This is a genomic window from Pseudomonas sp. UBA7500 (assembly GCF_002478435.1).
In the GTDB taxonomy this organism is placed as follows: Bacteria; Pseudomonadota; Gammaproteobacteria; order Pseudomonadales; family Pseudomonadaceae; genus Aquipseudomonas; species Aquipseudomonas palmensis.
Genome location: NZ_DLNW01000053.1, coordinates 118,235 through 142,982, shown reverse-complemented (window position 1 = coordinate 142,982; position 24,748 = coordinate 118,235). Strand labels below are relative to the sequence as shown.

General features: G+C 63.7%; 23 protein-coding genes. 7 read left to right on the top strand and 16 right to left on the bottom strand.

The window, feature by feature from the left end; all coding sequences use genetic code 11:
• Positions 1 to 22: 22 nt before the first annotated feature.
• On the top strand, positions 23 to 694 hold the full coding sequence (gene rpiA / locus B4I46_RS23640; protein ID WP_058541765.1) for a ribose-5-phosphate isomerase RpiA: 672 nt from the start codon (positions 23 to 25) through the stop codon (positions 692 to 694).
• An 87-nt stretch (positions 695 to 781) separates the two neighbouring features.
• On the opposite strand, the gene B4I46_RS23635 is transcribed toward rpiA, so the two are convergent.
• The 4 genes from B4I46_RS23635 to B4I46_RS23620 form a co-directional block, all read right to left on the bottom strand.
• Positions 782 to 1,684: an SdiA-regulated domain-containing protein gene (locus B4I46_RS23635; RefSeq protein WP_088514631.1), complete on the bottom strand. Its 903-nt coding sequence runs from the start codon at positions 1,682 to 1,684 to the stop codon at positions 782 to 784.
• 77 nt (positions 1,685 to 1,761) lie between these two features.
• Complete coding sequence (locus tag B4I46_RS23630) at positions 1,762 to 2,694, bottom strand: SdiA-regulated domain-containing protein (RefSeq protein ID WP_054915519.1); 933 nt, start codon at positions 2,692 to 2,694, stop codon at positions 1,762 to 1,764.
• Positions 2,695 to 2,856: 162 nt separating this feature from the next.
• Positions 2,857 to 3,522, bottom strand: coding sequence for a fumarylacetoacetate hydrolase family protein (locus B4I46_RS23625; protein WP_043863442.1), 666 nt, complete (start codon positions 3,520 to 3,522; stop codon positions 2,857 to 2,859).
• Positions 3,523 to 3,560: 38 nt separating this feature from the next.
• A complete protein-coding gene (locus tag B4I46_RS23620; protein ID WP_043863441.1) occupies positions 3,561 to 4,958 on the bottom strand; it encodes an FAD-binding oxidoreductase in 1,398 nt (465 codons plus the stop codon).
• A gap of 172 nt (positions 4,959 to 5,130) precedes the next feature.
• On the opposite strand from B4I46_RS23620, the gene serA reads away from it, so the two are divergent.
• Positions 5,131 to 6,360: a phosphoglycerate dehydrogenase gene (gene serA / locus B4I46_RS23615; protein ID WP_043863440.1), complete on the top strand. Its 1,230-nt coding sequence runs from the start codon at positions 5,131 to 5,133 to the stop codon at positions 6,358 to 6,360.
• Positions 6,361 to 6,430: 70 nt separating this feature from the next.
• Here serA and B4I46_RS23610 read toward each other — a convergent pair whose 3' ends face one another.
• A complete protein-coding gene (locus B4I46_RS23610; protein ID WP_058541763.1) occupies positions 6,431 to 6,904 on the bottom strand; it encodes a DUF4399 domain-containing protein in 474 nt (157 codons plus the stop codon).
• 229 nt (positions 6,905 to 7,133) lie between these two features.
• Here B4I46_RS23610 and B4I46_RS23605 point away from each other — a divergent pair, with 229 nt between their 5' ends.
• Complete coding sequence (locus B4I46_RS23605) at positions 7,134 to 7,673, top strand: transporter substrate-binding domain-containing protein (protein WP_043863438.1); 540 nt, start codon at positions 7,134 to 7,136, stop codon at positions 7,671 to 7,673.
• On the opposite strand, the gene B4I46_RS23600 is transcribed toward B4I46_RS23605, so the two are convergent.
• On the bottom strand, positions 7,670 to 8,158 hold the full coding sequence (locus B4I46_RS23600) for a DUF523 domain-containing protein (RefSeq protein ID WP_286902124.1): 489 nt from the start codon (positions 8,156 to 8,158) through the stop codon (positions 7,670 to 7,672). The genes B4I46_RS23605 and B4I46_RS23600 overlap by 4 nt on opposite strands.
• Before the next feature lies 1 nt (position 8,159).
• Positions 8,160 to 8,792, bottom strand: a complete 633-nt coding sequence (locus B4I46_RS23595) for a 2OG-Fe(II) oxygenase (protein ID WP_043863436.1) — start codon at positions 8,790 to 8,792, stop codon at positions 8,160 to 8,162.
• Between the two features lie 114 nt (positions 8,793 to 8,906).
• Between B4I46_RS23595 and B4I46_RS23590 the strand changes: the two genes are divergently transcribed.
• Complete coding sequence (locus B4I46_RS23590) at positions 8,907 to 9,656, top strand: DUF2059 domain-containing protein (RefSeq protein WP_043863435.1); 750 nt, start codon at positions 8,907 to 8,909, stop codon at positions 9,654 to 9,656.
• Here B4I46_RS23590 and B4I46_RS23585 read toward each other — a convergent pair whose 3' ends face one another.
• Complete coding sequence (locus tag B4I46_RS23585) at positions 9,657 to 10,586, bottom strand: alpha/beta hydrolase (protein ID WP_043863434.1); 930 nt, start codon at positions 10,584 to 10,586, stop codon at positions 9,657 to 9,659.
• 163 nt (positions 10,587 to 10,749) lie between these two features.
• On the opposite strand from B4I46_RS23585, the gene B4I46_RS23580 reads away from it, so the two are divergent.
• Positions 10,750 to 11,307: a DUF6436 domain-containing protein gene (locus B4I46_RS23580; protein WP_043863433.1), complete on the top strand. Its 558-nt coding sequence runs from the start codon at positions 10,750 to 10,752 to the stop codon at positions 11,305 to 11,307.
• Here B4I46_RS23580 and B4I46_RS23575 read toward each other — a convergent pair.
• A complete protein-coding gene (locus B4I46_RS23575) occupies positions 11,304 to 11,852 on the bottom strand; it encodes a sugar O-acetyltransferase (RefSeq protein WP_043863432.1) in 549 nt (182 codons plus the stop codon). The genes B4I46_RS23580 and B4I46_RS23575 overlap by 4 nt on opposite strands.
• 100 nt (positions 11,853 to 11,952) lie before the next feature.
• On the opposite strand from B4I46_RS23575, the gene B4I46_RS23570 reads away from it, so the two are divergent.
• Positions 11,953 to 14,325, top strand: coding sequence for a penicillin acylase family protein (locus B4I46_RS23570; RefSeq protein ID WP_286902114.1), 2,373 nt, complete (start codon positions 11,953 to 11,955; stop codon positions 14,323 to 14,325).
• Between the two features lie 102 nt (positions 14,326 to 14,427).
• Here B4I46_RS23570 and B4I46_RS23565 read toward each other — a convergent pair whose 3' ends face one another.
• From B4I46_RS23565 to B4I46_RS23535, 7 genes are all read right to left on the bottom strand, one after another.
• Complete coding sequence (locus tag B4I46_RS23565; RefSeq protein ID WP_043863430.1) at positions 14,428 to 15,321, bottom strand: ABC transporter permease subunit; 894 nt, start codon at positions 15,319 to 15,321, stop codon at positions 14,428 to 14,430.
• Positions 15,318 to 16,199: an ABC transporter permease subunit gene (locus B4I46_RS23560; RefSeq protein WP_173925095.1), complete on the bottom strand. Its 882-nt coding sequence runs from the start codon at positions 16,197 to 16,199 to the stop codon at positions 15,318 to 15,320. The genes B4I46_RS23565 and B4I46_RS23560 overlap by 4 nt, the downstream gene beginning before the upstream one ends.
• 35 nt (positions 16,200 to 16,234) lie before the next feature.
• Positions 16,235 to 17,377, bottom strand: a complete 1,143-nt coding sequence (locus B4I46_RS23555) for an ABC transporter ATP-binding protein (protein ID WP_043863428.1) — start codon at positions 17,375 to 17,377, stop codon at positions 16,235 to 16,237.
• 58 nt (positions 17,378 to 17,435) lie between these two features.
• A complete protein-coding gene (locus B4I46_RS23550) occupies positions 17,436 to 18,530 on the bottom strand; it encodes a polyamine ABC transporter substrate-binding protein (RefSeq protein ID WP_116052398.1) in 1,095 nt (364 codons plus the stop codon).
• Between the two features lie 164 nt (positions 18,531 to 18,694).
• Entirely contained in the window at positions 18,695 to 19,792 is a 1,098-nt protein-coding gene (locus B4I46_RS23545) for a polyamine ABC transporter substrate-binding protein (RefSeq protein WP_043863426.1), read from the bottom strand.
• 169 nt (positions 19,793 to 19,961) lie between these two features.
• Positions 19,962 to 21,320 carry an aspartate aminotransferase family protein gene (locus B4I46_RS23540; protein WP_043863425.1) on the bottom strand — a complete coding sequence of 453 codons (1,359 nt, stop codon included), beginning with the start codon at positions 21,318 to 21,320 and terminating at the stop codon, positions 19,962 to 19,964.
• A 48-nt stretch (positions 21,321 to 21,368) separates the two neighbouring features.
• Positions 21,369 to 22,727, bottom strand: a complete 1,359-nt coding sequence (locus B4I46_RS23535) for a glutamine synthetase family protein (protein WP_043863424.1) — start codon at positions 22,725 to 22,727, stop codon at positions 21,369 to 21,371.
• A gap of 603 nt (positions 22,728 to 23,330) precedes the next feature.
• On the opposite strand from B4I46_RS23535, the gene B4I46_RS23530 reads away from it, so the two are divergent.
• Positions 23,331 to 24,707: a glutamine synthetase family protein gene (locus B4I46_RS23530; RefSeq protein ID WP_043863423.1), complete on the top strand. Its 1,377-nt coding sequence runs from the start codon at positions 23,331 to 23,333 to the stop codon at positions 24,705 to 24,707.
• Positions 24,708 to 24,748: the final 41 nt, after the last annotated feature.

Below are 24,748 nucleotides of genomic sequence, written 5' to 3'. Positions count from 1 at the left end.
CCCTGCCCGCTCCGGAGCCCGCATGACCCAGGACCAACTCAAACAGGCTGTCGCCCAGGCCGCTGTCGATTTCATTCTGCCCAAGCTCGATGACAAGAGCATCGTCGGCGTCGGCACCGGTTCGACCGCCAACTGCTTCATCGACGCCCTGGCGCTGCACAAGGGTGCGTTCGATGGTGCGGTCGCCAGCTCCGAGGCCACGGCTGCACGCCTGAAGGGCCACGGCATTCCGGTGTACGAGCTGAACACGGTCAGCGACCTGGAGTTCTATGTGGACGGTGCCGACGAGAGCGACGAGCGCCTGAACCTGATCAAGGGCGGTGGCGCAGCCCTGACCCGCGAGAAGATCGTCGCGGCCGTGGCCAAGACCTTCATCTGCATTGCCGACGCGAGCAAGCTGGTGCCGGTACTGGGCGCCTTCCCGCTGCCGGTCGAGGTGATCCCGATGGCGCGCAGCCATGTGGCACGTCAGCTGGTGAAACTGGGCGGCGACCCGGTGTACCGCGAAGGCGTGGTGACCGACAACGGCAACATCATCCTGGACGTGTTCAACCTGCAGATCACCAACCCGGTGGAGCTGGAAACCCAGATCAACGCGATCGTGGGCGTGGTGACCAACGGCCTGTTCGCGGCGCGCCCGGCGGACCTGCTGCTGCTGGGGACCGCGGACGGCGTGAAGACCCTGACCAAGTAAGCTTGCGGGGCGGCCTCATCGCGGGCCAAGCCCGCTCCCACAGGTTCGGTGTGATCTTGTGGGAGCGGGCTTGACCCGCGATACAGCCTACTCGGTCTTCTTGAATACGTAGAACAGGTTCGGCTCGCTCACCACATACAGCGTCCCGGCATCGTCCAGCGCAATCCCCTCGGCCTGCGGCACGCTCGCCTTCAACCCGGCAGACCCCTTGCGCAGCGACAGGCTGCTGATCGGCTTGCCCTTCACGTCCAGCTCCAGCACCAGTTGCGATTCGTCCGACAGGGCCAGCAGATGCCCGCTGCGCTCGTCGAACTGCAAGCTCGACAGGTCTCTCACGAACAACCGCGAATCACGCTTGCGGTCCTGCACCACGTGCACCGCATAGGGCTGCTCCGGATTGTCATGGGGAAACCCGTGCACCTCGTAGATCAGCATCGGGTCGCGCTCCTTGGCCACGAACAGGCGCTTGCCGCCCGAGTCGTAGGCCAGCCCCTCGAAACCCTTGTTGCCGTTCAGGCCGATGCCCAGGGTAAGCTGCTCGGCATCCTTGGCATCCAGGAACGCGGTATCGGGCGCCACATGCACCCGGATCAGGCGCTGCTCGCGCTCGTCGGTGATCACGAAACTGCCCGGCCCCACATACTCCACCGCCTCGGGGTCGCCGAAACCGGTCAGGGGGATGCGCCGCACGATGCGCCCCTCCAGCGACAGCTCGATCAGCTCGGGGTTCTTGTTGGTGACCGTGTACAGGCTGTTGCGGTCCGGGTCGAAGGTCAGCGCCGAAATATCCGCCTGCAGCCCCTCGACCGGGCGTGCCTCGACCACCACCTGGTAGCGGCTCAGCCCCATGCCCTGCTCGGCCGGCTGCCACCAGGCCTTGAGGTCGAACCAGGCACGCTCGAACACGCGGTGCTGCTGCCCCGCCACGCCCAGGGCGGCAAGGGCCAGCAGACTGAAAACAAGAAAGACCAGGGGCAGGTAACGACGCATTCGGGAAGACTCGGCAGGGTTCGGGCGTCATCTAACCATAGCCAACTGAATCGAAGCTTAATGCCACTATGCGGGAGTCACTGCTTGCGAAAGCGGTAGAACAGGTTCGGCTCACTGACGATGTACAGGGTGCCCTGGTCGTCCATGGCCACGCCCTCGGCGCGAGGGATGCGCTTTTTCAGGCCGTTGAAACCGCCGAGCAGGGTCATGAAGCTGACCTGCTCGCCCCGCTCGTCCAGCTCCAGCAGCATGTTCGAGTCGGCCGACAGCACCAGCATGTGCCCGGTACGCGGGTCGACCCCCAGCGCCGAGAGGTTGCGCAGGTCCAGCTCGTCACTGGGCAGCGGCTGCTTGTCGCCGGTCAGCGGCGAACGGCCGTCGGTGCGCCAGGTGAACAGCCGCGGCGGACGCTCCTCGCCCAGCACGAGGCGCTGGTTGCGCGGGTCCCAGGCAATCGCCTCGAAGGCCTTGTTCTGATTGGCCGAAGGGCCCAGGTCGTATTGCGTGAAATCCTTGATGTTCAGTGCCTGGGTGCTGTCGTCCAGGCTGACGATGGTCATGGTGTGATCACGCTCGTCGACAATGGCCAACCGCCCGTCCGCCAGCACCGCAACCCCCTCGGGGTTGCTCCAGCCGTTAAGTGGCAGCTTGCGCAGCACATCGCCGTCCAGGGTCAGCTCGACCAGGAACGGGTTCTTGCCCATGACGGCGAACAGGGTCTTGCGCTGGGGGTCGTAGGCCAGGTCGGAGGCCTCGTCGTCCTCCATGCCCGGCAGCACCTTGGCGTCGATATCGACCGTATAGCCCGGCAGCCAGATACTGGCCTGCTGTTCGCTCACCGACTCGAAACGCTCCTGCAGCCACAGCAGGCCACGGTCGTCCCAGTGCATGGCGATGGCCACGCCATAGCCGATCACCGCAGCCGTCACCAGCCAGGTAGACCAGCGCAACAGGAGACGACGCTTGCGCACAGGAGGGAGCGAACCGCTGGAAGGATAAGGTGTGGCCATCAGGTATTCCCGTTGTTTTTTTAGCCTGGCACGCAACACGCAGGCACGTTCACAAGGTTGATTCGCGGGGATTATCCGGATCATTTGTGAAAAAAACGGCAACGCCCGATCAAAGGCCGGGGAAAAGGTGGCAGTCGGCTATCGACTGCCACCCGGGGCAGGTCAGCGAACGCTGCCCTCGAAACGGCTCACACCGGGCAGTTCCAGCACCAGCTCATCGCCAGCGCTCAGCGGCCCGACGCCGGCCGGCGTACCGGTAAGAATCACGTCACCCGCCTGCAGCGCGAACTGCGAGGCCATGTGCTGGATCATCGGCACGATCGGGTTGAGCATCAGCGCGCTGTTGCCGTCCTGGCGCACCTCGCCGTTGATGCTCAGGCGAATGCCGATATCGGCCAGGTCCTCGAATGTGCTGCCAACCACGAAGGGCGTCAGCACGCAGGCGCCGTCGAAGCACTTGGCGCGCTCCCAGGGCAGGCCCTTTTCCTTGAGCTGGGCCTGCAGGTCACGCAGGGTCAGGTCCAGTGCCGGGGCGAAGCCGGAGATGGCGTCGAGCACTTCTTCTTCGGTAGGCGCCGGCGACAGCGACTTGCCCAGCAGCACCGCGATTTCCGCCTCGTAGTGCACCGAGCCACGCTCGGCGGGGATCTTGAACCCGCCTTCCAGCGATACCACGCAACTGCCCGGCTTGATGAACAGCAGCGGCTCGGTCGGAATCGGGTTGTCCAGCTCTTTGGCGTGCTCGGCGTAGTTGCGACCGATGCACACCACCTTGCCCACCGGCAGATGAGTACGCGTGCCGTCTACATACTGGTGCTGATAGTTCATTGCCGACTCCTGGAACGATGTTATTGGCGCTGCTGGGTTCACTCGACGGCGAAGATCTTGCCCGGGTTCATGATCCCGTTGGGGTCGAACACCGCCTTCACTGCCTTCATGTACTCGATCTCGACCGGCGAACGGCTGTAGGTCAGGTAGTCACGCTTGGTCATGCCCACGCCGTGTTCGGCCGAAATCGAGCCGTTGTACTTCTCTACCGTCTCGAACACCTGCTTGTTGACCACCGCGCAACGGGAGAAGAACTCGTCCTTGCTCATGTCGTCGGGCTTGAGGATGTTCAGGTGCAGGTTGCCGTCGCCGATGTGGCCGTACCACACCACCTCGAAGTCGGGGTAGCGTTCGGCGACGATCGCGTCGATATCCTTGAGGAACGCCGGCACCTTCGACACGGTTACCGAAATGTCGTTCTTGTACGGGGTCCAGTGCGAGATGGTCTCGGAGATGTACTCGCGCAGCTTCCACAGGTTCTGCAGTTGCTGCTGGCTCTGGCTCATCACGCCGTCCAGTACCCAGCCCTGCTCGACGCAGTGCTCGAAGGTGGCCAGGGCTTCGTTGGCCACTTCCTCGGTGCTGGCTTCGAATTCCAGCAGCGCGTAGAACGGGCAATCGGTCTCGAACGGCGCAGGCACGTCACCGCGGCCCAGCACCTTGGCCAGGGCCTTGTCGGAAAGAAATTCGAAGGCGGTCAGGTCGAGCTTGCCACGGAAGGCGTGCAGCACCGGCATGATGGAGTCGAAATCAGGCGTGCCCAGCACCATCGCGGTGAGGTTGTTGGGTGCCCGGTCCAGGCGCATGGTGGCCTCGACCACGAAGCCCAGGGTACCTTCGGCGCCGATGAACAGCTGGCGCAAGTCGTAGCCGGTGGCGTTCTTGATCAGGTCCTTGTTCAGCTCGAGCAGGTCGCCCTTGCCGGTCACGACCTTGAGGCCAGCTACCCAGTTGCGGGTCATGCCGTAGCGAATCACCTTGATACCGCCGGCATTGGTGCCGATATTGCCGCCAATCTGGCTGGAACCTGCCGACGCGAAGTCGACCGGGTAGTACAGGCCCTTGTCCTCGGCAAAATTCTGCAGCTGCTCGGTGATCACGCCAGGCTGGCACACCACGCTGCGGTCGAATTCGTTGAAGTCGAGAATCTGGTTCATGTAGTCGAACGCCACCACCACTTCGCCATTGGCAGCTACTGCGGCAGCCGACAGGCCGGTGCGCCCGCCCGACGGCACCAGGGCGACCTGGCGCTGGTTGGCCCAGCGCACGATGGCCTGAACCTGTTCGGTGCTCTTGGGGAACACGATGGCCAGGGGGGCTGGAGCAAAATGCTTGGTCCAGTCCTTGCCGTACGCATCAAGTGAAGCAGCGTCGGTCAGGACCTTTCCAGGCTCAACCAGGGTCATCAGCTCATCCAACAGCGCACGATCGGTCATCTACAGAACTCTCGAACAATTCATGGTCACCCTGAGCACGTTTCACGTGCCAGGGATGGGCGTAAACAGGGGTGCCTATGCTAGCATACGCACCCCCGCAGATCGTGCCGAAAGCCGATGCTGCGAGCGCTTCTTTCCCTGCCATTTTTCTCCGGGACACAGGTTTACGCAGATGAGCAAGACTTCTCTCGATAAGAGCAAGATCAAGTTCCTTCTCCTCGAAGGCGTCCACCAATCCGCCGTGGACGTCCTCAAGGCCGCCGGGTACAGCAACATCGAATACCTCACCGGCTCCCTGCCGGATGCGCAACTGAAGGAAAAGATCGCCGATGCCCACTTCATCGGCATTCGCTCTCGCACCCAGCTGACCGAAGAGGTCTTCGACTGCGCCAAGAAACTGGTCGCTGTCGGCTGTTTCTGCATTGGCACCAACCAGGTCGACCTGGACGCCGCTCGCGAGCGCGGCATCGCCGTGTTCAACGCGCCTTACTCCAACACCCGTTCGGTTGCCGAGCTGGTACTGGCCGAAGCGATCCTGCTGCTGCGCGGCATCCCCGAGAAGAACGCTTCCTGCCACCGTGGCGGCTGGATCAAGAGCGCGGCCAACTCCTTCGAGATCCGTGGCAAGAAGCTGGGCATCGTCGGCTACGGCTCGATCGGCACCCAGCTGTCGGTACTGGCCGAAAGCCTGGGCATGCAGGTGTTCTTCTTCGACCCGCTGACCAAGCTGCCGCTGGGCAACGCGACCCAGGTCGCCAGCCTGCACGAGCTGCTGGGCCTGGCCGACATCGTCTCGCTGCACGTTCCTGAGCTGCCATCCACCCAGTGGATGATCGGCGAGAAGGAAATCCGCGCGATGAAAAAGGGCGCGATCCTGATCAACGCCGCCCGTGGCACCGTGGTCGAACTGGACCACCTGGCCGCCGCGATCAAGGACAAGCACCTGATCGGCGCCGCCATCGACGTGTTCCCGGTAGAGCCGCGCTCCAATGACGAGCAGTTCGAAAGCCCGCTGCGTGGCCTGGACAACGTGATCCTGACCCCGCACATCGGTGGCTCCACCGCCGAGGCCCAGGCCAACATCGGCCTGGAAGTGGCCGAGAAGCTGGTCAAGTACAGCGACAACGGTACCTCCGTGTCGTCGGTCAACTTCCCTGAAGTGGCCCTGCCGGCGCACCCGGGCAAGCACCGCCTGCTGCACATCCACCAGAACATTCCGGGCGTGCTCAGCGAGATCAACAAGGTGTTCGCGGAAAACTCGATCAACATCTCCGGTCAGTTCCTGCAGACCAACGAGAAGGTCGGCTACGTGGTGATCGACGTCGATGCCGAGTACTCGGACCTGGCGCAAGAGAAGCTGCAGCACATCAACGGCACCATCCGTTCGCGCGTGCTGTTCTAAACGCTTCGCCGGCAACGCCGATCCAAATGAAAAAGGCGACCCTCGGGTCGCCTTTTTTCATGCCCGCGATTTACTTCACGGTCACGGTGATCTTCTTCGATTCCACGCTTGGCTTGAACGGCACGTGGAACTTGTCGCCCAGCACCAGTTGCAGGGTGTGCTTGCCAGGGGTCAGGGTCAGCTGGGTTTCGGTCTGCGCCTTGCCAAAGTGCAGTACCTGCGGGCCGGCGGGCAGCGGCTGGCCGTTTTCCGGCATCAGGCTGGTGGGCAGCACCTGGTCGGCAGCCGGCGCCTTGTCGACGTCCACCAGCAGGTGATGATGGCCGCTATGCGGGGTGGCGTCGCCGGCCGGCTTGAGTTCCATGCCTTCGATGCCAAACTTGACGGTGAAGGTCTTGTCGACGGTGGCGCCATCGGCCGGGGAAACGATGAATACCTTGGCATCCTTGGGTGGTGCCTGGCTCACCAGGCCTTCGGCGGCGGCCAGCGCGGACACGCCCATCAACAAACCAGCGACGGCAGCACGCGAAAATAGGCTTTTCATTCACTTCTCCTGTGATTTACTTCGGTAACCCTTACCCCTGAATACCAGGGCAACGGTTCATTACGATAGATCAATTGCGCCAAGGCAAGCTTTAAAAAACGCCACGGAAAAATCTTCCCTGGCATCTAACATCCTCGGCCAAGTGCGGTCCTAGACACTGTTCGACCGCGACACACACAAAAAGTCGCGGCGACCGGACTCACTGCCAAAGACCAGGAAAGGGGCTTAGATGCGTTTGACTATTGGGGTACTGCTCACGGCCCTGCTGACCCCGTTGGCCCATGCCGAGCTGATCGACGAGGTCAACGATCGAAATGAACTGCGTATCGCGATCAGCGCCGATTCCTCGACCAATATCCGCAAGCAAGGCCAGTGGACCGGCTTCGAGATCGGGTTGGGCCAGGCGTTGGCCAAGGAGCTGGATGTAGGGGTGGAGTTCGTGCCCGTCGACCATGACGAGTTGCTGGACGGTGTGGAAAGCGGCCGTTACGACATCGCCCTGGACCAGATCACCGCCAGCCCCGAGCTCAAGCAGCGCCTGGGTGTCAGCGAACCCTATACCGACGGTGACGACGACAAACGCTATGTGATGCCCTTCCAGAAGGACAACCCGGCCTTCGAGAAAGCCTTGAACGCCGCCCTGCAGCGCATCAAGGACAACGGGCGCATGACCGAGCTGGCGCAGCAGGCGGCGCGGCCCGCTGTCGAGCCCCAGGCCCAGACCCACACCGAGGCGGCGGATGCTGCCGTGGACACCGACGCACCTTAGGCGTCGAGGGCATCCAGGGCCTGCACGGCCGCGTCCAGCTCCAGTTCGCTGAACACCTGCACCCCGGCCCGGCGCAACAGCGCCGTGGTCACGCCCTCACCTTCCACCCTGGTGCCGCTGAACGTACCGTCATAGGTCAGCCGGTTGCCACAGGACGGGCTGCCCGACTTGAGCACGGCCACCCTTATGGCGTGGCGCTGCACCAGTGCCAGCGCCAGGTGCGCGCCCTGCACGAACGGCGCGGTCACGTCCTCGCCGGCTACCGTCACCACCCGGGCCTGGCCCTCCAGCACCGCACTGCCCTGCCCACCGGGAATTTCCGCAGGTGGCCGCGGGGTCGGCAGACCGCCGGCGACCTCGGGGCACAACGGCACCACGCGACCCTCCCGCTGCCAGCCCTGGAGCACATCCGGATACCCGCTGGCGCGACCGTCATAGCGCACCGGCTGCCCCAACAGGCAGGCGCTGACCAGAACCTTGTGCATGCTAGAAGGGCTCGTTGCCGCGCCGACGGAACCAGCCGGTGAGCGACAACCGCTCGCGGTTGGCCGGCAGCACTTCGTGGGGGATCTCGCCGGAGAGGAACACTACCAGGCAACCGCCGGTCGGCTGCACATCGTGTTCCACATTGTCCTTGAGGGTCATGCGCAACTGCCCGCCATGTTCGGGCAGCCAGTCTTCGTTGAGGTAGATCACCGCCGAGACCATGCGCCGGTCGTCGTCGCGAAAGCGGTCCAGGTGCTTGCGGTAGAAGCCGCCGGGCGGGTACAGGGCGAAGTGGCACTCGAAGTCTTCCAGGCCCAGGAACAGGCCGCGGTTCATCGCTTCGCGCAGGCCGTCCATCAACCCCAGGTACTGGTCGCAGGCGTCCGAGTCACCGGGTTCGAGCCACTGGATATGGTCGTTGCGAATACCTTCGCGTACTTCCTGCGCGGGCCCTCGCCCGACCCCCGCAGGGGCCAGTTCGCCTTCGGCGGCGCGGCGGCGGCACTCGGCCGCCAGTGCCCGCGTCAGCGGGGCCGGCAGGAACAGGTCGTGCTGCGACCAGCCACGGGTGGCCAGGTCGTCGACGATGCGCGACAGCAAGGGGTGATCAAGGGATATCTGCATGCCGCGCATAGTATCGAGCTGCCAGCAAAACCGACAGCGCCACTTGGCCGAGAGTGTGCATTGGCGTCTCGACAAAGCCCCGCCGGGCCACGGACAATAGCGGCCTGCCGACAGGAGTCCTGAATGCGCCGTTTGTTTTTTCTGCTGTTGATGATCTGCACCACGCCTGTCCTGGCAGATACCCACGACCAACTGTACAAGGTTGCCGGGTGGCCGGAGCAGCGCGCCCACTTCACCGATGCCCTCGATGCCGCCCAGCAGCGCTATCGCAGCAGCCTGCCGCCTGCAGTCTTCCAGGCCCTGGTGAACAACAGCAACCAGCGTTTCGAACCCACCGCCGTCGACCGCCGCGCCGAAGCCCAGTTGCGCGCCAACCTCAGCGACCCCAAGCCTGCGCTGGCGTTTTTTCAATCCCCCCTGGGGCGCAAGATCGTGGCGGCCGAGCTGCTGGCCACCCGCCGTGACCAGTTGGCCAAGAATGCCAAGGGCCTGCCCAAGATCGAGGCCAGCGACAGCCGCCTGCTGATCATCGGCCACCTGGCCCAGGCCCTGCCGGCCCGCGAGGCCGGTGCCGAGGTCAGCCTGGCGATTGCCGGGGTGGCGGCCGACAGCCTGAGCCAGATGATCCCCGGCCTGCTCGGTGGCAGCCAGGCCCAGGGCCTGCTCGACGGGCAGCGCCAGCGCCTGATGCAGCAGATCGAGGCCGACCTGAACAACACCCTGCTGTATGTGTATCGCGGGCTGTCGGATGCCGAACTCGATGCCTTTGCAAGCTTTGCCGAATCGCCCGAAGGCAAGGCGTACTATGCCGCCGCCCTGGCCGCAATCCGGGCTGGCCTGGCGGTCGGTCAGAGCACCTCGGACCTGCAGTGATCAGCCCAGGCGCTGGCCGATGAAGGCAAAGTAGTCTCGGCGTATTGCCGGCAGTTCGTTGACCAGGTGGTGGCGGGCTTCGGGCATCAGCAGAATCTGCGGTTCGGCGAACTTGGCCTTGAGTACCTCAAGGTTGTACGGCCAGTCCACAGTCATGTCGGCCTGCCCCTGCACGATCAGCGGCTGGCGCGGGCTGCATGGCGCCACCTCGATACGTTTGACCCACGCCATCAGCGCCCCGACCCAGGCGGTGGGCAGGCGCCGCGGCTGCAGCGGGTCGGCCTGCAGGAACGGCAAAAAGGTCGGGTCGTTGCTGTTGTCGCTGAAGCGCCGCTCGATGCCGGTGACGAAGTGGCGCAGCACCTGATAGCTGAATTTCGACCAGCGCCACGCACGCGGGCGTACCAGCGGCGCCAGCAGGATCACCTGGCCCTGGGCCGGGCTGTGCGCGCCGTGGTGCAGCAGGTGGTCGACCAGGATGGCGCCGCCGGTGCTCTGCCCGCACAGGTGCCAGGGTTGCGGCAGGTTCAGCGCCTGGCCCTGCTCGAACAGCGCCTGCAGCACGTCCTGATACACCGCAAAGTCATCGATGCTGGCGCGCTCGCCACTGGACAGCCCATGGCCCGGCAGGTCGCAGGCGATGACCGCGAACTGCCGGGCCAGAGCCCATTCGATGGCGTGGCGGTAGAGGCCCATGTGGTCGTAGAAACCGTGCAGCAATACCAGCGTCGCCACAGGCGCGGCGGGCAGCCAGACCTGGGCGACCAGCTCGAAGCCTGCGGTGTCGAAACGCCCCAGCCAGCTGTCGACGCCGGGGATGTCCAGGCTGTAGAAATGCCGGTACGCCTGCGCCTGGGTCGACAACGGCTGACGCGCGGCCAGCGGTTGCAGGCTGGCACGCAGGGAGTCGGGCTGGAATGACGCGGGCATGGAAGTTACCAACAACGGGGCAAAGGATTGACCTGTGATATTCATCTGTTGCGAACGGCGTGGCAAGCTGGGGGACTTTTTTGTTGCCTGTGCCGTCCCCTCGCCCGTAGGCGCCGGCCTTACCGGCGAAAAGATACACCCCTTTCCAGAATTGGTACCCCCGATGCCCCGCCACCTGCTCACCGGCCTCACCCTGCTCCTCTGCGCCGCCGGCCTGTGGTGGGCCTACGACAGCTTCCAGGGCCGCTACCTGCGCCCCTTCGACAACCACACCGCACTGTTCGCCGGCGACACTCTGCGCCTGCCGGAAGACATCGCCGGCCCCGGCCCCGTCCGCCTGGTGCACTTCTGGGACCCGGCCTGCCCCTGCAACGTCGGCAACCAGCAGCACCTGGCCGAGCTGACCGAGCACTTCGCCGCCCAGGGCGTGGAGTTCTACGTGGTGCAAAAGCCCGGTACCCACGGCCAACTGCCCGCCACCCTCGGCGCGCTCAAGCCACTGGCCGATCTGCCCGGCGCCGAGCACCTGCCGGCAAGCCCTGCGGTAGCGATCTGGGACCGCAACGGCCAGCTCGCCTACTTCGGCCCCTACAGCGAGGGTGCCACGTGCAATTCGAGCAACAGCTTCATCGAGCCCATTCTGCTGGCCCTCACCCAGGGCCGCAGCGTGAACGCCACCCACACCCTGGCGGTGGGCTGCTATTGCCCCTGGGCCGGCTAGCGTACCCGTGCCGGGTTGCCCATCGCTGTCGCCCCCGCCGGCACATCGCGGGTCACCACTGCGCCCGCGCCGATGATCGCATCATCACCAATGCTCACCCCTGGCAGAATCAGCGCACCGGCACCGATCCACACGTTGCTGCCGATGTTCACCGGGCGCCCGCTCTCCAGCCCCGAACGGCGGATGGCCGGATCGCGCGGATGGTCGGCGGTGAGGATCTGCACACCGGGGCCGATCTGGCAGTCATCGCCGATGTGCACCTGCACCACGTCGAGGATCACGCAGTTGAAGTTGACGAACACGTTGGCGCCCAGCGTGATGTTGTAGCCGTAGTCGCAATGAAACGGCGGCCGGATCACCGCGCCTGCCCCCACCTTGGCGAAGTGCTCGACCAGCAGGGCATGACGCTGCTCGTTGAGCAGTTCGGGGGAATGGTTATAGCGGTACATCCAGTGCTTGTTGGCGATCTGCTCGGCCTGCAGCTCGGGACAGCCGGCATGATAGAGCTGGCCGGCGAGCATTTTCTGCTTTTCACTGAGGTTCATCGGACCGTGGCTTCCTGGGATGGGTTAAGTTGCAGGGTCTATCCTGTGCCGAACATCTGACCGGCCAGGGCAAGGAACGATCCTCGCACAAGGAGCCCCGATGAAACGCAGCCTTACCCTTCTTGCGGTGCTCATCGCCGCCGTCGCCGGCGGCGGCTACTGGTATGCCCACAGCAAGTTGCCGCAACGCACCGGCAAAGTCACCGTGGCCGGCCTGCAGGCGCCGGTAAGCGTGCGCTACGACCAGCGCGGCGTACCGCACATCCAGGCGCAGAACGAAACCGACCTGTACCGCGCACTGGGCTACGTGCACGCCCAGGACCGCCTGTTCCAGATGGAAATCACCCGGCGCCTGGCCAATGGCGAACTGGCCGAGGTACTGGGCCCCAAGCTGGTGGAGACCGACACCCTGTTCCGCAGCCTGCGCATTGCCGAGCAGGCGCGCAGCATGGTCGCCCGCCAGGACAGGCAATCCCCGGCCTGGCTGGCCCTGCAAGCCTACCTGGAGGGCGTGAACGCCTGGCAGGACTCGCACCCCAGGCCCGTGGAGTTCGATGTGCTGGGCATCACGCCGCGCCCGTTCACCGCCGAGGACACCCTGAGCATCGCAGGGTTCATGGCCTACAGCTTCGCCGCCGCGTTTCGTACCGAGCCGCTGCTGACCTACGTGCGCGATCACCTGGGCAAGTACTACCTCAGCGACTTCGACCTGGGTTGGGACCCCGAAGGCGCGGTGCAAACCCCGCCACACCTGGCCGCTGCCGACTGGCGCAGGCTGGGCCGCATCGCCCAGGTCAGCCACCAGGCGCTGGGCGATGCGGGCCTGCCGCAATTCGAGGGCAGCAACGCCTGGGCCGTCAGCGGCAGGCTCACCGCCAGTGGCAAGCCGCTGCTGGCGGGTGACCCGCATATTCGCTTCTCGGTGCCGTCGGTGTGGTACGAGGCCGAACTGTCGGCGCCGGGCTTTCACCTGTACGGCTACCACCAGGCGCTGAACCCGTTCGCCTCGCTGGGACACAACCGCGAGTTCGGCTGGAGCCTGACCATGTTCCAGAACGACGACCTCGACCTGATCGCCGAGCAGGTCAACCCGGACAATCCCGAACAGGTGAAGATCCACGGCCAGTGGCACGACCTCACCTCCACCCAGCAGCAGGTCCGGATCAAGGGGGAAGACCCGCTCACCCTCACCCTGCGCCGCTCGCCGCACGGGCCGATCATCAACCCCGCCGTCAGTGGGCATGAAAACGGCACGCCGATCGCGATGTGGTGGGCATTCCTGGAAACCGAGAACCCGATCCTGGAGGCCTTCTACGACATCAACCGCGCCAACACCCTGGAAAGGATGCGTGCGGCCGCCGCCAAGATCCACGCCCCCGGCCTCAACCTGGTATGGGCCAACGCACAGGGCGACATCGGCTGGTGGGCGGCAGCGCAGTTGCCGATCCGCCCGGATGGGGTGAACCCGGCGTTCATTCTCGACGGCAGCACGGCCCAGGCCGACAAGCTCGGCTTCTACCCGTTCAGCGCCAACCCGCAGCAGGAGAACCCCGCCGCGGGCTACATCGTCTCGGCCAACTTCCAGCCGGTGTCGCCCACCGGCATGGTCATCCCCGGCTACTACAACCCGCCGGACCGCGGCCGCCAGCTCAACAACAACCTGGCCTCGCCCGGCGTGAAGTGGGACCTGCACAACAGCCAGGCATTGCAGCTGGACACGGCCACCGCCTATGGCCCGCACCTGCTCACACCGCTGCTGTCGGTACTGCGCCAGGTGGTCACCGACGTACACGAGCGCGAGCTGGTCGAGCAACTGGCCGCGTGGCGCGGCGACTACCCGGTGGAATCGACCAGCGCCACGCTGTTCAACCAGCTGCTGTACGAATTCGCCCGCGCCGCCACCCATGACGAGCTCGGTGACGAATGGTTCGAGACGCTGCTGTCGACGCGCATGGTGGATACCTTGCTGCCGCGCCTGGCCGCAGACGTGGATTCGCAGTGGTGGGCGCGCAAGGGCAGCAACGCGCACAGTGACCGCGAAACGGTGGTCAAGCTGGCCTGGGACAACACCCTGGCGCACCTGCGCACCACCCTGGGCAAGGACCCGGCGAACTGGCAGTGGGGCAAGGCGCACACGTTGACCCACGGGCACCCGCTGGGTGCGCAGAAGCCGCTGAACCTGCTGTTCAACGTGGGGCCATTCGCGGCGCCGGGCGCGCATGAGGTACCGAACAACCTGTCATCCAGAATCGGCCCGGCACCGTGGCCGGTGACCTACGGGCCATCGACGCGGCGCGTGATCGATTTCGCCGATGCGGGGGCGGCGCTGAGCATCAACCCGCTCGGGCAGAGCGGCGTGGTGTTCGACAGGCACTATGCCGATCAGGCGCAGGACTATATCGACGGCAGGTATCAGCGGGCGCTGATGGGGTTGGCGGGGGAGACCGAGGGGACGTTGCGGCTGGTGCCCTAGGGCTGCTGTGCAGCCCATCGCGGGTCACGCCCGCTCCCACAGGGGTCTGCGGTGTTCGCAAAACCTGTGGGGGCGGGCGTGACCCGCGATGGCTTTTTCAGATCAGGCCGAGACCTGCGCAGCAGTGGCGCGGCGCACGTCCGGCTGCTTCCACGAGTCCGCGGCGCTTTCTTCGATGGCTTGCTGGATCGCGCGCTTGCGGCGCTCTTCGGCACGGCGGCTGAAGTACCAGACCATGAAGGTCACCAGCGACACGCTGAGCAGGATCAGGCTGGCCACCGCGTTGATCTCCGGCTTCACGCCCAGGCGCACCGCCGAGAACACTTCCATCGGCAAGGTGGTCGAACCCGGCCCGGACACGAAGCTGGCCAGCACCAGGTCGTCCAGCGACAGTGCGAACGACATCATGCCGCCCGCCGCCAGCGACGGCGCGATCATCGGGATGGTGATCAGGAAGAACACCTTCCACGGCCGCGCGCCCAGGTCCATGGCCGCCTCTTCGATGGACAGGTCCAGCTCGCGCAGGCGGGCCGACACCACCACCGCCACATAGGCGGCGCAGAACGTGGTGTGAGCGATCCAGATGGTGACGATGCCGCGCTCCTGCGGCCAGCCGATCATCTGCGCCATGGCCACGAACAGCAGCAACAGCGACAGACCGGTGATCACCTCAGGCATTACCAGCGGTGCGGTGACCAGGCCACCGAACAGCGTGCGCCCCTTGAAGCGGGTCACACGGGTCAGTACGAACGCCGCCAGGGTACCCAGCGCCACCGCGGCCACCGCGGTGTAGCAGGCGATCTCCAGCGAGCGCATCACCGAGCCCATCAGCTGGGTGTTGTCGAGCAGGCCCACGTACCACTTCACCGACCAGCCCCCCCACACCGTCACCAGCTTGGAGGCGTTGAACGAGTAGATCACCAGGATCAGCATGGGCAGGTAGATGAACAGCAGGCCTACCACCAACATCAGTTTGGAGAAACTGAAACGCTTCATGCCCTGCCCTCCATCTCTTTGGCCTGGCTGCGGTTGAACAGCAGGATGGGCACGATCAGGATTGCCAGCATCACCACCGCCAGGGCGGATGCCACCGGCCAGTCACGGTTGTTGAAGAATTCCTGCCACAGCACCTTGCCGATCATCAGGGTTTCCGGGCCGCCCAGCAGCTCGGGGATCACGAACTCGCCCACCACCGGGATGAACACCAGCATGCAGCCGGCCACGATGCCGTTCTTGGACAGCGGCACGGTGATTTTCCAGAAGCTGTTGAAGGTGCTCGAACCCAGGTCGGACGCCGCTTCCAGCAGGCTCTGGTCGTGTTTGACCAGGTTGGCGTAGAGCGGCAGGATCATGAACGGCAGGTACGAATAGACCACGCCGATATACACCGCCAGGTTGGTGTTGAGGATCTGCAGCGGCTGATCGATCAGCCCCAGCCACATCAGGAAGGCATTGAGCAGCCCGTTGTTGCTGAGGATGCCCATCCACGCATACACGCGGATCAGGATCGCCGTCCAGGTCGGCATCATGATCAGCAGCAGCAACACGGTCTGCATTTCCTTGCGCGCGTTGGCGATGGCATAGGCCATCGGGTAGCCGATCGCCAGGCACAGGATCGTGCTGATCAGGGCCATCTTCAACGAGCCCAGGTAGGCCGCGATGTACAGCTCGTCCTCGGTCAACAGGCCATAGTTGGCCAGGTTGAGTACCAGCTGAACCTTGTCTTCGAGGTAGGTGAAGATCTCGGTGTACGGCGGGATCGCCACGTCGGCTTCGGCAAAGCTGATCTTCAGCACGATGAAGAACGGCAGCATGAAGAACAGGAACAGCCACAGGAACGGCACCCCGATCACCAGGTGACGCCCTTCGGGTATCAATCGCTGAAACGCTCGCTTGAGCTTGCGCGCTGTCATGACCGCAGGACCACGCCGCTGTCGTCTTCCCACCACACGTAGACCTGGTCATCCCAGGTCGGCCGGGTGCCCTGGCGCTCGGCGTTGGCGACGAACGACTGCACGATCTTGCCGCCTGGCAGCTCCACGTAGAACACCGAATGGCCACCCAGGTAGGCGATGTCGTGCACCTTGCCATGGGACCAGTTGAACTCGAAGCTCGGCTGCTCGGTGGTCACCAGCAGTTTTTCCGGACGCAGCGCATAGGTGATGCGCTTGTCTTCGACCGAGGTGGTCACACCGTGGCCCACGTAGATCTTGCGCTCGAGCTCGGGGCTGGCGATCAGCGCGTGGCCCTCGGCGTCCTCGACCACTTCGCCTTCGAACAGGTTGACGTTGCCGATGAACTCGCACACCAGGCGGCTGGTGGGGGTTTCGTAGATATCGATGGGGCTGCCGATCTGGGCAATCCAGCCCAGGTGCATGATCGCGATGCGCTGGGCCATGGTCATGGCCTCTTCCTGGTCGTGGGTCACCATCACGCAGGTCACGCCCACGCGCTCGATGATCTCCACCAGTTCCAGCTGCATCTGCGAACGCAGTTTCTTGTCCAGCGCGCCCATCGGCTCATCGAGCAGCAGCAGCTTGGGCCGCTTGGCCAGCGAACGGGCCAGGGCCACACGCTGGCGCTGGCCACCGGAGAGCTGGTGCGGCTTGCGCTTGGCGTACTGGGTCATGTGCACCAGCTTGAGCATCTCGGCCACCCGCGCCTCGATCTCGTCCTTGCTCATGCGGTCCTGCTTGAGGCCGAAGGCGATGTTGTCGGCCACGCTCATGTGCGGGAACAGCGCGTAGGACTGGAACATCATGTTGATCGGCCGCTCGTAGGGCGGCATATCGGTGATGTCCACGCCATCGAGGAAGATCCGCCCTTCGGTCGGGCGCTCGAACCCTGCCAGCATGCGCAGCAAGGTGGACTTGCCCGAGCCGGAGCCACCGAGCAGCGCGAAGATCTCGCCCTTCTTGATCTCCAGGGACACATCGTCCACCGCTACGGTTTCGTCGAACTTCTTTGTAACCCGGTCGATCTTGACCAGCACCTGTTTAGGTTGCTGATCGCCTTCTAGGGCTTTCTTATAGGCACCGGAGGCAACTGCCATGTGTGAAACTCCCAACAAGATTTTGGTGCCCGCCCCTGCCGTGACGGGCCCTGGATAGTTACTTGCCCGACTTGATCTTGGTCCAGCTTCGGGTCATCAAACGTTGCACTTTGGGGGGTAACTCTGAGTTGACGTACAGCTTGTCCAGCACCTCTTGCGGTGGGTAAACCGCTGCGTCGGTTCGCACGCTCTGGTCCATGAGTTCGCCAGCCTTGGGGTTCGGGTTGGCGTAACCGACGTAATCGCTGACCTGGGCGATGACCTCAGGCTTGAGCAGATAGTTGATGAAGGCGTGGGCCTCTTTGACGTTCTTGGCGTCCTTGGGAATCGCCAGCATGTCGAACCAGAGGTTGCCGCCTTCCTTGGGGATCGCGTAGGCGATTTCCACGCCCTTGCCCGCCTCTTCGGCGCGGGACTTGGCCTGGAACACGTCGCCGGAGAAGCCGGCGGCCACGCAGATGTCGCCGTTGGCCAGGTCCGAGATGTACTTGGACGAGTGGAAGTAGGTCACGTAGGGCCGTATGGCCAGCAGCTTCTTCTCGGCGTCGGCGTAGTCCTTGGGGTTGGTGCTGTTGGGGTCGCGGCCCATGTAGTTGAGCACCGCCGGCAGCATCTCGTCGGCCGAGTCGAGGAACGCCACGCCGCACTTGGAGAGCTTCTTGATGTTTTCCGGCTCGAACAGCACGGCCCATGAATCGATGGTGTCGGTGCCCAGCACGGCCTTGACCTTCTCGACGTTGTAGCCGATGCCATTGGTGCCCCACAGGTAGGGGACCGCGTACTGGTTGCCCGGGTCGTTCTTCTCCAGGCGCTTCATCAGGGCCGGGTCGAGATTGGAATAGTTGGGCAGCAGCGTCTTGTCGAGCTTCTGGAACGCGCCCGCCTTGATCTGCTTGCCGAGGAAATGGTTGGACGGCACCACCACGTCATAGCCGGTGCGACCGGCCAGCAGCTTGCCTTCCAGGGTTTCGTTGGAATCGAAGACGTCCTGCACCGGCTTGATGCCGGTCTCCTTTTCGAAGTCCGCAAGGGTGGTCTGGCCGATGTAGTCCGACCAGTTGTAAATATGCACCGTGGGCGCCGCCTGGACACTGATCGCCAGCGTCAGGCTCGCTGTGGCCAGGACGGCCTTGCGAAAATGTGAAGTAGACAAGTGGGAGGTCCTCTACAAAAGTGCCCGAGTCGTTTGGCAGATACGCCTGCGGTACCGGCAAACCGGCGCGCAACTTACCTTCGATACACCCATCGAGCAAAAAGAATTTGCCCTCGAGCCCCGTTCAGGCACTGTTTTTCAGTGCCTGACGGGAAAAACCGGATTTATTTGCCCGATTTGATCTTGGTCCAGCTGCGGGTGATCAGGCGCAGGGTGCCTGCATCCAGGTCGCTGATCGCGTACAGGTGCTTCTTCACTTCATCCGACGGGTAGATGCTCGGGTCGCCGGAGATGTCCTTGTCCACCAGAGCGGTGGCTGCCTTGTTGCCGTTCGGGAAGCGCACGGCGTTGGTGATCTCGGCCATGACTTCCGGCTGCATCAGGAAGTCCATGAACTTGTAGGCTGCTTCGACATTGGTGGCGTCCTTGGGAATCGCGACCATGTCATAGAAGGTGCCGGCGCCTTCTTTCGGAATGCTGTAGGCCAGCTTGACCTTGTCGCCCGCTTCGTGGGCACGGGCCTTGGACTGCTCCAGGTCACCCGAGTAACCCACGGCCACGCAGATGTTGCCGTTGGCCAGGTCCGAGATGTACTTGGAGGAATGGAAGTACGCCACCGATGGGCGAATGCTCAGGAACAGGTCTTCGGCGGCCTTCAGGTCTGCCTTGTCCTTGCTGTTGGTCGGCTTGCCCAGGTAATGCAGGGCCGCCGGGATCATTTCGGTCGGTGCGTCGAGGAAACTCACGCCGCAGCTCTTGAGCTTGGCGATGTTTTCCGGCTTGAACACCACGTCCCACGAGTCGATCTTGTCGACGCCCAGCGCGGCCTTGACCTTCTCGGGGTTGTAGCCGATGCCGATGCTGCCCCACATGTACGGGAAGGCATGCTTGTTGCCCTGGTCACTGGCATCGCCCACGGCCTTGAGCAGGTCTTCGTCGAGGTTCTTCCAGTTCGGCAGCTTGGACTTGTCCAGCTCCTGGTACACACCGGCCTTGATCTGCTTGGCCAGGAAGTTGTTGGACGGTACCACCACGTCGTAGCCCGACTTGCCGGCCAGCAGCTTGGCTTCCAGGGTTTCGTTGCTGTCGAACACGTCGTAGACCACCTTGATGCCCGACTGCTTCTCGAACTTGGCGATGGTGTCCGGCGCAATGTAGTCGGACCAGTTGTAGACGTGCAGCACCTTGTCGTCCGCCTGAACAGCACCGGCCATCAACCCCGCGAGGGTAGCGGCCAACAGCGTCTTGCCCATTTTCTTCATGCGTAATGCTCCAGAATTTTTTATAGAAACCATCTGTTCAGCGACCGACTCGTTCGGCGCAAGCGCTGGGCGACTGAAACAGTCGCTAGTCTGGCAAGATCCACGGCGCGGTTTCAACCAGAGTGCGCCGCAGATCGCCATTCAACCCAAGGCTGAGCCTAGCACCTGCTCACTTCAACGCTTCGAGCGTCAGGTCCAGGCATTTGCGTGCCTTTTCCACCAGCTCGTCGATCTCCTCGCAGGTGATGACCAGCGGCGGCGCGATGATCATGGTGTCGCCCACGGCGCGCATGATCAGCCCGTTGTCGAAGCAGAACTGGCGGCAGATCATGCCCACGCCCTTGCCCTCGTAACGGGTGCGGGTCGCCTTGTCCTTGACCAGCTCGATCGCGCCGAGCATGCCCAGGCCACGGACCTCGCCCACCAGCGGATGATCGTTCAGCTCACGCAGACGTTTCTGCAAATACGGTGCCGTTTCTGCCTGAACGCGCTCGATGATTTTCTCGTCGCGCAGGATCCGCAGGTTTTCCAGGGCCACTGCTGCCGCCACCGGGTGGCCGCTGTAGGTGAAGCCGTGGTTGAAGTCGCCGCCTTCGCTGAGCACGGCCGCCACTTCGTCACGCACGATCACGCCGCCCATGGGGATGTAGCCCGAAGTCAGGCCCTTGGCGATGGTCATCAGGTCGGGCTTGAGGCCGTAGTAGTCGGTACCGAACCACTGGCCGGTACGACCGAAACCGCAGATCACCTCATCGGCAATGAACAGGATTTCGTACTTGGCGAGGATTTCCTTGATCTTCGGCCAGTAGGTTTCTGGTGGGATGATCACCCCGCCAGCACCCTGGATCGGCTCGGCGATAAAGGCGGCCACGTTGTCTTCGCCGACCTCGAGGATCTTCTTCTCCAGTTGCTCGGCGGCCCATACGCCGAACGCGTCCGGGGTCATGTCGCCGCCTTCGCCGAACCAGTACGGCTGCGCAATATGCACGATGCCCGGCAGCGTACCGCCCTGCTCGTGCATGCCGCTCATGCCGCCCAGGGCAGCGCCGGCCACGGTGGAGCCGTGATAGCCGTTGACCCGACCGATGATCACCTGCTTCTGCGGCTTGCCCTTGAGCGCCCAGTAATGGCGGACCATGCGCAGGTTGGTGTCGTTGCCTTCGGAGCCGGAGCCGGTAAAGAACACATGGCTCATGCCCGCAGGGGCCACCTCGGTGATCGCCCGGGCCAGCTCCAGCGCCGGCGGGTGGGCGGTCTGGAAGAACAGGTTGTAGTACGGCAGCTCGCGCATCTGGCTGGCTGCCGCCTCGGCCAGTTCTTCACGGCCGTAGCCGACGGCCACGCACCACAGCCCGGCCATGCCGTCGAGGATCTTGTTGCCCTCGCTGTCCCACAGGTGCACGCCCTTGGCCTTGGTGATGATCCGCGGGCCTTTTTCCTTCAGCTGCTTGTAGTCGCTGAACGGCGCCAGGTGATGATCACGACTCAGGTCTTGCCACTCGCGGGTTTGCGGGTTCTTGACGCTCATGTGCTTCTCCGATGACTGACGGCCGCGCTCCTGCGGCCCCGGGGTTTATCAGACCGCGAACAGCAGGAACTCGCGTTCCCAGGAGCTGATCACGCGTTTGAAATTTTCATGCTCGGCGCGTTTGGTGGCGACGTAGCCTGCGATGAATTTCTTGCCCAGGTACGGCTCCAGCGCGCTGCAGTTCTCCATACGTTCAAGGGCGTCCTCGATGGTCAGCGGCAGGCGCAGGTTGCGCCGCTCGTAACCGCGGCCCTTGACCGGCGCGCTGGGGTTGATGCCTTCGACCATGCCGATGTAGCCGCACAACAGGCTGGCGGCAATCGCCAGGTAAGGGTTGGCGTCGGCGCCGGGCAGGCGGTTTTCCACACGCCGGTTCTGCGGGCCGGCATCCGGCACGCGCAGGCCCACGGTGCGGTTCTCCTCGCCCCACTCCACGTTCACCGGCGCCGAGGTGTCGGGCAGGAAGCGGCGGAACGAGTTGACGTTGGGGGCAAACAGCGGCAGCACCGACGGGATGAACTTCTGCAGGCCACCGACGTGGTGCAGGAACAGCTGGCTCATGCTGCCGTCTTCGTTGGAGAAGATGTTCTTGCCGGTGTTCACGTCGATGATGCTCTGGTGCAGGTGCATCGCACTGCCCGGCTCGCCGGTCATGGGCTTGGCCATGAAGGTGGCGGCGACGTTGTGCTTGAGCGCGGCCTCGCGCATGGTGCGCTTGAACACCAGGATCTGGTCGGCCAGCGACAGCGCGTTGCCGTGACGGAAGTTGATTTCCATCTGCGCGGTGCCGTCCTCGTGGATCAGCGTGTCCAGGTCCAGGTGCTGCAGTTCGCACCAGTCGTAGACGTCCTCGAACAGCGGGTCGAATTCGTTGGCGGCCTCGATGGAGAACGACTGGCGACCGGTCTCGGGGCGACCCGAGCGGCCGATGGGCGGCTGCAGCGGGAAGTCCGGGTCCTCGCAGCGCTTGGTCAGGTAGAACTCCATCTCCGGCGCCACGATCGGCTGCCAGCCTTTGTCGGCGTAGAGCTTCAAGACCTTCTTGAGCACGTTGCGCGGCGACAGCTCGACCGGGTTGCCCTGCTTGTCGTAGGTGTCGTGGATCACCTGCGCGGTGGGCTCGATGGCCCATGGCACCAGGAATACCGCGTTCTCGTCGGGGCGACAGATCATGTCGATGTCGGCCGGATCGAGCAGCTCGTAATAGATGTCATCGTCGACGTAGTCGCCGGTCACCGTCTGCAACAGCACACTTTCGGGCAGGCGCATGCCCTTTTCGGCAATGAACTTGTTGGTGGGGGAGATCTTGCCGCGCGTGATACCGGTGAGGTCGCTGATCAGACACTCGACTTCGGTGATCTTGTGCTCTTTCAACCAATCGGTGAGCTGGTCGAGGTTGTTACTCATAAATACCTCAGGAGGTAAATGTCTGGACTGACGTCAGGACGCCCAGGCTGGGCCGTCCTGCTCATTCTGGATGCCGCACGACGCTAAAGCAAAGCACCTGCCACGGGGCGAACGCGCAGGGCAATACCCGCTGGGCCGCCTGGCCGGCTATAGTGGTGGCAGTCGATTACAGAAGAGGGTGCGATACCGGGCATGCAGCCCAGGCCGTCAATTATTGCGGCCAGGTGGCGGCGCACGGCCACGCGGTATCTGCCGTGGGTGCGGCGGGCGTGCAGACCGATCCGCGCGGTGCGGCCGGTGACGCCGATTGTCGGCTGGCGAGACATGTAACCCCCGGTATTATTGCTGTTATGGGTTGCAACCGAGCTTAGCCTTGTTCATTTTTTTACACAACACCCCTGTAAAAAATAGAATACGGCCCGCTCAAAGTCGCTGTCTCGCTACCAAAGCAGGCCTTGTCGACGCCCTCATTTGCAGCAAAAATGCCGCTTCAGCGCCGTTTTAGGGCATGATGGGGCTGGCTTGACTTCAGCAGGGCTTTCGCGTTGACTGAACCTGCAAGCCCCCATTGATTGATATTTTTAACAACAAAGGTGTTGCATCATGTCGGTACCCCCGCGTGCCGTTCAGCTTAACGAAGCGAACGCGTTCCTTAAGGAACATCCTGAGGTTCTCTACGTTGACCTTCTGATTGCAGATATGAATGGTGTGGTGCGTGGCAAGCGCATCGAACGCACGAGCCTGCACAAGGTTTACGAGAAAGGCATCAACCTGCCGGCCTCCCTCTTCGCCCTGGACATCAACGGTTCCACCGTCGAAAGCACCGGCCTGGGCCTGGACATCGGCGATGCCGACCGTATCTGCTATCCCATCCCCGGCACCCTCTCCAACGAGCCCTGGCAGAAGCGCCCTACCGCGCAGCTGCTGATGACCATGCACGAGCTCGAGGGCGAGCCGTTCTTCGCCGACCCGCGTGAAGTGCTGCGCCAGGTGGTGAGCAAGTTCGACGACCTGGGCCTGACCATCTGCGCCGCGTTCGAGCTGGAGTTCTACCTGATCGACCAGGAGAACGTGAACGGCCGTCCGCAGCCGCCGCGCTCGCCGATCTCGGGCAAGCGTCCGATCTCCACCCAGGTGTACCTGATCGACGACCTCGACGAGTACGTCGACTGCCTGCAGGACATTCTGGAAGGTGCAAAGGAACAAGGCATCCCGGCTGACGCCATCGTCAAGGAAAGTGCCCCGGCGCAGTTCGAAGTGAACCTGCACCACGTGGCCGACCCGATCAAGGCCTGCGACTACGCGGTACTGCTCAAGCGTCTGATCAAGAACATCGCCTACGACCATGAGATGGACACCACCTTCATGGCCAAGCCGTACCCTGGCCAGGCGGGCAATGGTCTGCACGTGCATATCTCGGTGCTGGACAAGGATGGCAAGAACATCTTTACCAGCGAGGATCCCGAGCAGAACGCCGCATTGCGTCACGCGATCGGCGGTGTGCTCGAGACCCTGCCGGCGTCGATGGCGTTCCTGTGCCCGAACGTCAACTCGTACCGCCGTTTTGGTGCCCAGTTCTACGTGCCCAACTCCCCGACCTGGGGCCTGGACAACCGTACCGTGGCCTTGCGCGTACCGACCGGCACGCCGGACGCCGTGCGCCTGGAGCACCGTGTGGCCGGTGCCGACGCCAACCCGTACCTGCTGATGGCAGCCGTACTGGCGGGCGTGCACCACGGTTTGACCAACAAGGTCGAACCGGGCCCGGCGATGGTGGGCAACTCCTACGAGCAGAACGAGCAGAGCCTGCCGAACAACCTGCGGGATGCACTGCGCGAGCTGGACGACAGCGAGATCATGGCCAAGTACATCGATCCGAAGTACATCGATATCTTCGTGGCCTGCAAGGAAAGCGAGCTGGAGGAGTTCGAACACTCCATCTCCGACCTTGAGTACAACTGGTACCTGCACACCGTGTAAGGTCCATTCGCCGGCAAGGCCGGCTCCTACAGGGTCGATGT